The sequence below is a fragment of the uncultured Alteromonas sp. genome (assembly GCF_963976965.1).
Lineage (GTDB): Bacteria > Pseudomonadota > Gammaproteobacteria > Enterobacterales > Alteromonadaceae > Alteromonas > Alteromonas naphthalenivorans.
In genome coordinates this window covers 123,049-129,613 of the sequence record NZ_CAXBMP010000010.1, presented here as the reverse complement: position 1 = coordinate 129,613, position 6,565 = coordinate 123,049, and the positions used below count along the sequence as shown (strand labels likewise).

Annotated in this window: 10 protein-coding genes; all 10 read right to left on the bottom strand. The window is 40.3% G+C overall.

From position 1 onward, the window contains the following. Nucleotides 1-228, bottom strand: a 228-nt coding sequence (locus AAC006_RS10225; RefSeq protein WP_339891249.1) for a hypothetical protein, incomplete at its 3' end; no start/stop codon positions are given. Nucleotides 229-812: 584 nt separating this feature from the next. Next, nucleotides 813-1,469: an alpha/beta hydrolase gene (locus AAC006_RS10220; RefSeq protein ID WP_339891248.1), complete on the bottom strand. Its 657-nt coding sequence runs from the start codon at nt 1,467-1,469 to the stop codon at nt 813-815. Nucleotides 1,470-1,627: 158 nt separating this feature from the next. After that, nucleotides 1,628-2,107: a DUF6438 domain-containing protein gene (locus AAC006_RS10215; RefSeq protein WP_339891246.1), complete on the bottom strand. Its 480-nt coding sequence runs from the start codon at nt 2,105-2,107 to the stop codon at nt 1,628-1,630. A gap of 97 nt (nt 2,108-2,204) precedes the next feature. Then, nucleotides 2,205-2,786, bottom strand: a complete 582-nt coding sequence (locus AAC006_RS10210) for a hypothetical protein (protein WP_339891245.1) — start codon at nt 2,784-2,786, stop codon at nt 2,205-2,207. Nucleotides 2,787-2,800: 14 nt separating this feature from the next. Next, complete coding sequence (locus AAC006_RS10205) at nt 2,801-3,187, bottom strand: hypothetical protein (RefSeq protein WP_339891243.1); 387 nt, start codon at nt 3,185-3,187, stop codon at nt 2,801-2,803. Between the two features lie 125 nt (nt 3,188-3,312). Beyond that, complete coding sequence (locus AAC006_RS10200; protein WP_339891241.1) at nt 3,313-3,825, bottom strand: hypothetical protein; 513 nt, start codon at nt 3,823-3,825, stop codon at nt 3,313-3,315. Between the two features lie 134 nt (nt 3,826-3,959). After that, nucleotides 3,960-4,289 carry a hypothetical protein gene (locus tag AAC006_RS10195; RefSeq protein ID WP_339891239.1) on the bottom strand — a complete coding sequence of 110 codons (330 nt, stop codon included), beginning with the start codon at nt 4,287-4,289 and terminating at the stop codon, nt 3,960-3,962. Nucleotides 4,290-4,626: 337 nt separating this feature from the next. Next, the gene (locus AAC006_RS10190; protein ID WP_339891238.1) at nt 4,627-5,115 is read right to left on the bottom strand and encodes an IS3 family transposase; all 489 of its coding nucleotides are present in this window, start codon (nt 5,113-5,115) and stop codon (nt 4,627-4,629) included. 357 nt (nt 5,116-5,472) lie between these two features. Then, nucleotides 5,473-5,784 carry a transposase gene (locus AAC006_RS10185; protein WP_339891237.1) on the bottom strand — a complete coding sequence of 104 codons (312 nt, stop codon included), beginning with the start codon at nt 5,782-5,784 and terminating at the stop codon, nt 5,473-5,475. Between the two features lie 99 nt (nt 5,785-5,883). Beyond that, entirely contained in the window at nt 5,884-6,531 is a 648-nt protein-coding gene (locus tag AAC006_RS10180) for a hypothetical protein (RefSeq protein ID WP_339891236.1), read from the bottom strand. Between the last annotated feature and the right edge of the window lie 34 nt (nt 6,532-6,565).

Here is a 6,565-nt window from a genome sequence, read left to right as displayed (position 1 = left end):
ATTAGCAATAGTTTCCTCATTATTATCTTTTATAACGGCATCAGTTCTTCCACCACTTTCGAAATATGTGAAGTAACCGAGTAAGTCAGACGTGGCACGTGTACATACCCCCAAATGAATCGTCCACTCAGCTCTTGTACCTATTTCTTTAAAATCTTTTGCAAGTGGAAAATCTCGATACCAAAAAGCATTAAAGATCGATATGAAATCCCTTGTAATAATCTTCATCGTAACTACCGTAATTGAAGGTGACCTTACCCACTAAAAGTGGACATCCATGCTAAGCGTATATCGCTTCGTATTCATATGGGCTTACACAACCCAGTGTAGAATGCTGGCGTACGCAATTATAAAAAATCTCAATTTATTCGAAGATACAAGATTTGATTTCCGGAAGCGAGTTGAATTCTCTCCATAAATGAGTTCGACTTTAATGCGGCTGAAGAATGAATCAATCACGGCTTTGTCCCAACAGTTGCTTCTTCGGCTCATGAATCGGCCAGACTTTACTAGACAGATCTTTGTTTGAATTCTTCTAACTTTTCATAAACCAGAGAGAGTAAGACAGGCACAATTAGCAACTACCAAAATTGCCCCTTAGTACACATTCTTTAATCTGAATGGCTAATCTCAACCACGCAGTTTGAAAACTGCCGCTGGTGAAGGAATAAATACACTTAAGCGCCTGCTACTCTGACGCGCACTTCTGCTTTTTCTAACCATCAACTAAAGAGAAACGTTTACCTAAACAATTAGCGACGAATGTAGCCTTCGTAAAAGCAGCTTTAACTTTCCAAATATGCCTGTCTTGTTTAGTCTGAATAATGTTGGTCTAATCGCTTAGATACAGGAGAATCGTATTCTTTGAATATATTTTTTATCTGTGACAAGCCAAACGTCGCATTAACGTATTGCCAATTTTTTACAGAATCAGAAATTGGATCGAGCTTTCCACGCATGACGGTATGCTGATTTTCGTGCGCTGAATCTAAAAGTATCAGAGCAACTAAATTGATTTTGGCTCTTGCCACTGTTCTTCTGGCAATAATTCCACCATAAGAATGTGCTACCAAAATAACTGGATTTTCTCCCGCAATGTGTTTTATGAGAGATTCTTGGAGATGAGATTTTTCGTCTGTTGTGAAAGTTAATGGTACATCAGCACTTCCTCCATGACCTAACCTATCGTAATAACAAGCGGTAAAATTTTCAGGAAGATGCTTTACGATAGGTGACCAAGTCAATTCCGAATCTGAACCGAAACCTGTTTCAAAAAATACATAAGGCTCACCACTTCCTTTACACACATACCTCACTTCTTTTCCATTAAAAGTAAAATAACTACCTGAAAGAGAAACGGACTGATTTTGATAAAACGCAATACCACGCAACAATAAATAGCTACAAATTATTATTAGCCCTGCGAAAGTTAGCATTTTTGAGGTTACACGCTTAGAAGTGGCAAACATATTATTCCTTTAAATTTGCTTATGCACAATTGCTACAGGTATTTATAACTTTTCAATAAGGGGCGCAGACATGTGGGGCATAATAGCGAGGCCGCCCCGCGTGTTTGCGTCCCAGGAGAGTTCACCCATAAAAGTGGACACTGGTGTTAATTGGCTTGTTATGTGCCAACATAGTCACTGAGGCCTATGAGTTCAAAAAGTGTTTTCTCTAAAGCTTCTAGCTCTTCTTCCCGATCGAAACCTTTACAGCCATGGTAGTGATGCACTGTTTTTAAATTGCTCGCAAACTGCAAAGATAAAACTGTACTAGGGTGATCTGTCCATTCTTCGCTACAAGGACTTTCTTCTCCCTCTCCGACCCACCCATAATCATCGCGGAGTTTTTGAAAGCTGTTCTCATCGAGAAGGCGCAGAATTCTTTGGAATAGTTCTGGATTGCTGGGAAGCCGATATGTACCCACTAGTTTAGTATGGGCATCCCCTTTATAGACAATTACTCCATCAGAGAATACGTCAACTCTATAAGCAGGGCATGTGCCAAAACAAGCAGTAGTTTCCATGCTAAAAGCATCTGCCGCACTAGGGTTGGCCATCAATCCAGTTGATATAAAGGACAATAAAAAAATAACGTATTTCATAGATTCATCCTCGGCACATAACTTTTAAATAAGGGGCGCTGGCATGTGGGGCAGAATGGCATGAGTTTATTGAGTTGTTAGGTTTTTGCGACATTAGCTATTTCCAACCTGAAATAAACTCTAGTGAAATCTTGGTGTTTTCATAAGCTTCAGGGACATTTCCGATTTTCACGTTAACTCTATAGTTTTCAGTCCCAGAAGGAAAACTGTGAATATACATAACATCTGACGTTGCTATTGGTTTATAGGCTGGGTCGAAAGAAACAGCCCTATTTTTCATTTTTTCATCTGAATACTGATAGCGCGAATGCCATTCAAGGTCATTTGCCCATTGGGCCTCACCTAATTCAACCATTCTCAAATAATGAGCATTAAGGGGTGAGCTTCTATAAAAGTATGTAACATTCTTTTTGCCGATTATTCGTACTTCTAGAGTTGTATCCAATTCATGAAAGTTTACCGGCTCGTCATTTGACAACCTTACGCGAAGAAATGACGTGTCGTGAGAGCCGTATCCGTTAATAGAAAAGCTATATTCACGATTTGAAGCGAAATCTTTCTGCGGCAAAATTAAGTAGTAATTCTTTAAAAACCATCCTGACTCATTGTACTCTCCATCGCCTTCATATCCACAGGCTGCGAGAAAGAAAGGCAATAGTAAAATCCATTTTCTGTTCAAAGTGACTCCGTTTCCTACACATCATTCTCTAATACATCCTTTAATTCTTCTTGGGCAAACTTCCGGGTTTCCGTTTTGAGTTTGTCTTCAAAAAACTGTTTAGCTACTGAAGTCGATGTAAAATTAATAATTATCGCGGTTAGTCCGTCAATAAAGTTTCTATCTGCTTTTTCCCAATCCCAATGCGACATACCCCATTTGGAAACCCTATTTTCTATCTCCACACTAAAACGTCCTTTGGGATTGTATTCCAATGAGAATAACGCTTCGTTTATTGTTTCTTGAATCATGTATATCGGCGGTTCTTCACTCTTGTCGGCAATATCCAAAATGATACTGAGTTGCTTTTCAACCTCTTCGTATGTCAATACAGAGGGTAACTTGTCAAATGCGGGAAGCATAACTATCGGAAACCTAACTTTTAAATAAGGGGCGATAACGCCTAGGGCATAATGGCGAAGCCGTCCTGCGTGTTAGCTTCCCAGCAGGCCGCCCTAGCGGACTGCGACTTAAGCGTTTAGTTATGTCACAATTGGTAGGCAAAGCTTATTTTCCTTAGAACAAACTCGTTTTCTGAACCATAACCGCCTACGCCAGAAAAGCTCAAATCAACAAATACTTCGTCCGTACCGGCTGAGACGCTGTAGGATGGAACTCCCAATTCAATTTTCAGCGCTTCCTCGACTTTTTCAAATCGCTCCCTGAGAAATGGCTTACCATTGATAGTTAAGTTACTGACATCATATTTTGTGTTAAATGTTGTCGGAAGTTCTGAAAGCGCGTCTGATAAATCGCCACCGATATGAACTTCTCGGAATCTATTTCTTGAAATGAGTAAGCTTACCGATTTTCCGTAAAACAAAAGCGTTCTATTCTTATTTATTCGATAATATCCATTCGGTTTGCCTAACACGGCTTCAACCTCTTCTTGAGAAGAGAGCCATTTAACTCCTAAAAATCCTTTGTTTATATCTATGTCTAAGTTTGACGCAAATCCATAACTAGGCAGTAGCAATATTAAAAATATTAAGTTCTTCAAAAAAACTCCTTGTGACATAACGCTCACATAAGGGCGACTGAACGCTGGCTCAACTTAGGAACGTAGTGACGCCAGCCAGCGAGAAAGTGTCCCAGTGAGCTTGCGAACGAATTCATGGGCTTGTTATATGGTACTTACCACTTATTCTTGTCTAATAATTTACCTGCATATGATTGGATAGCAAGCCAATTCGAATCACTTTGCAAGCCTGATACACCATTATTCATTGGTACATTTTCACCAAATTTATCGAAGTATTCATTAAACAATGAGAGATCGATTAGCTCATTAGTATTAAATGCATTTACAAACTCAGTAGAGTTGGGATGATAAAAATCGTCGAACCACATACAAAACAGCTCAGCTGGAACATTAGCAATAGGTACATTTTTTTCGTATGAAAACTGATTTTCTGATGATGAAATCAATTGCAACGTTTCGATAATATTTTTTCTGTGCAACATACTTCCTTGTACAATATAACAGCTTATTATGTTCGCTCGATTTCATCCTATTAAGCCGCTTTTTATCATACGATAATAGCCACTTGAAAAAGTGTTGTAAGCGACGAATAAGCAAAAACTTATGAGTACAGCAGGTTTCAACCAGTCAATTCCTCTTAGTCGGTCATTATAAGTTAGATAAGCAAATAAAATTGCAGCGGCTATGAAGACGAAGCCAAAGAGAAAAACTGCAATAGCAAAAAAAGAGTCCAACTGAACTTTTCCTTTTTAGAATTGGTCTTACCCACTCAAAGTGGACATCCATGTTAAGCGTATATCGCTTCGTATTCATATGGGCTTACATAACCCAGTGTTGGATGCTGGCGTAACCCAGTGTTGGATGCTGGCGTACGCGATTATAAAAATTCTCAATGTATTCGAAGATACAAGATTTGATTTCCTGAAGCGAGTTGAATTTCTCTCCATAAATGAGTTCGACTTTCATACGACTGAAGAATGATTCCATCACGGCATTGTCCCAGCAGTTGCTTCTTCTGCTCATACTGGATACGGCACCGATGCTCATTATCAGGTCTTGGTATCGCACGGAACGATATTGAACACCTCTGTCGGAGTGAATGATTAACCCAGGCACTATATCTCGTCGACTAATCGCCATATTGAGGGCTCGTATAATAAGCTCTTCGGTCATATGACCATCAAATGCCCAGCCAACAATAGCTCTTGAGTACAAGTCCATTACGGTAGCCAAGTAATGCCATTGGCCTTTAAATCGAATGTAAGTAATGTCCGTAACCCCACTTCGTGTTGGGCTTTGTCGCCACAAATTGCCGGCGCAATACGTTTTGACTCACGCGCACATTACTGTGGCTATATCGCGAATAACGAAACGCTCTACCGTTGCGAGCACGTAACTGTAGTCGCTGCATGATTTTCGCTATCGTATTAACGCAGCAGGGCACGTTTTCAGCTTTTAATGCACGCGTTAATCTGGGCGCGCCATAGCGCTTTTGAAACTTCTCAAAGAGCGCTATGGTCTGCTCACGAAGCTGTTTGCGGCGTTGCTGGTGTGCAGATATATCGCGGGTGAGGTACTTGTAATAGCCAGAACAAGACACTTTAAGTGCCCGACACATCACGGTTATTCTGAATTGCCCCACATACACTTTAATGTGTGCGTACTTTACTCTTGGTCGCTCGCAAAGTACGCGGCTGCCTTTTTTAGAAAAGTATTCTCTTCCTTTAAGTCAGCCAATTGGCGCTTAAGCGCTTGCACTTCATCAGAGTCTTCCTGATGAAACTTCACACCTTGAATGGTTGAAAACTGGTTGCCGCCACAACGTTTAAACTGACGTCGCCAGTTGTAGATTTGTTGCGCGGAAATGCCCAGCTCTGCGGCTACGGATTGGTTGGAGTTACCCTTTTGATCTGCTCTACGAACAGCTTCCTTACGAAACTCCTCAGTATAAGCATGAACCTTCTTTTTATTAGCCATAAGTCACCTCTTATCTAACTATAGGAGATGTCCACTTAGTTTGGGTAAGTCCTACTGCTAACGCCGCGCTCTGCGGTAAATTTGTCCGACAGCAGCGCCTTATGTTCGTAGCTCACCAATGTCTGTTGTATTTCCATATTTGAACGTGTAAGACGGATGGTAACTATCGACAAACCCTGATGAATCAACTACAGCTCTTTTGAGATGGTACTTTTTAGGTTCTTTTTGGCAAAGTGAAAACAAATTTTCTTTGGGTGCCAACTGTATCTGCTTGATTAGCTGCTTCTTTAACTCTGAATCTTTGGCATTGCCACCTGAAGCAACAATTACAGGTGCATTGGCAAGTTTTATTTCTGATTCCGAAGAAAACATTTTAGGATGTTTCGCATTTTTCTTGAATTGCTCTACAGCTTCACCCGAATATTGATTCTTTAGATTAAACAAATTGTACAACCTGATGGTTCCACCACCAAAGTTAGAAGAAAATAGCTTTAGAACATCTTGCATTAAGCAATCAACCGAAAATTCAACGTATTTCTCGTTTGCTTCAGGCTCGACAAAGAATGGGAGATTCTTCGCGCGCAAGAAGTCAGTTTTCGACTCACCGTTTAAAGGTAAAGCACTCCCTGGGTTTAGCAATATAAAGCTAGCAAGGAAATTCCAGCTATTTCCAAATTGCAGGATGGTTTGATCTCGAAAGAATACGCCTGCTTCATCATCTTTTTCCCATCTAGCAAAACACTTCATAATTACCTTACTTGCTCCAGTGTTGATTCAGAAC

Bases quoted from the DNA above. Each gene is read 5' to 3' on its own strand.
- AAC006_RS10220 (WP_339891248.1), bottom strand. From the start codon at position 1,469: ATGTTTGCCACTTCTAAGCGTGTAACCTCAAAAATGCTAACTTTCGCA.
- AAC006_RS10185 (WP_339891237.1), bottom strand. From the start codon at position 5,784: ATGGCTAATAAAAAGAAGGTTCATGCTTATACTGAGGAGTTTCGTAAG.
- AAC006_RS10180 (WP_339891236.1), bottom strand. From the start codon at position 6,531: ATGAAGTGTTTTGCTAGATGGGAAAAAGATGATGAAGCAGGCGTATTC.
- AAC006_RS10195 (WP_339891239.1), bottom strand. From the start codon at position 4,289: ATGTTGCACAGAAAAAATATTATCGAAACGTTGCAATTGATTTCATCA.
- AAC006_RS10215 (WP_339891246.1), bottom strand. From the start codon at position 2,107: ATGAAATACGTTATTTTTTTATTGTCCTTTATATCAACTGGATTGATG.
- AAC006_RS10205 (WP_339891243.1), bottom strand. From the start codon at position 3,187: ATGCTTCCCGCATTTGACAAGTTACCCTCTGTATTGACATACGAAGAG.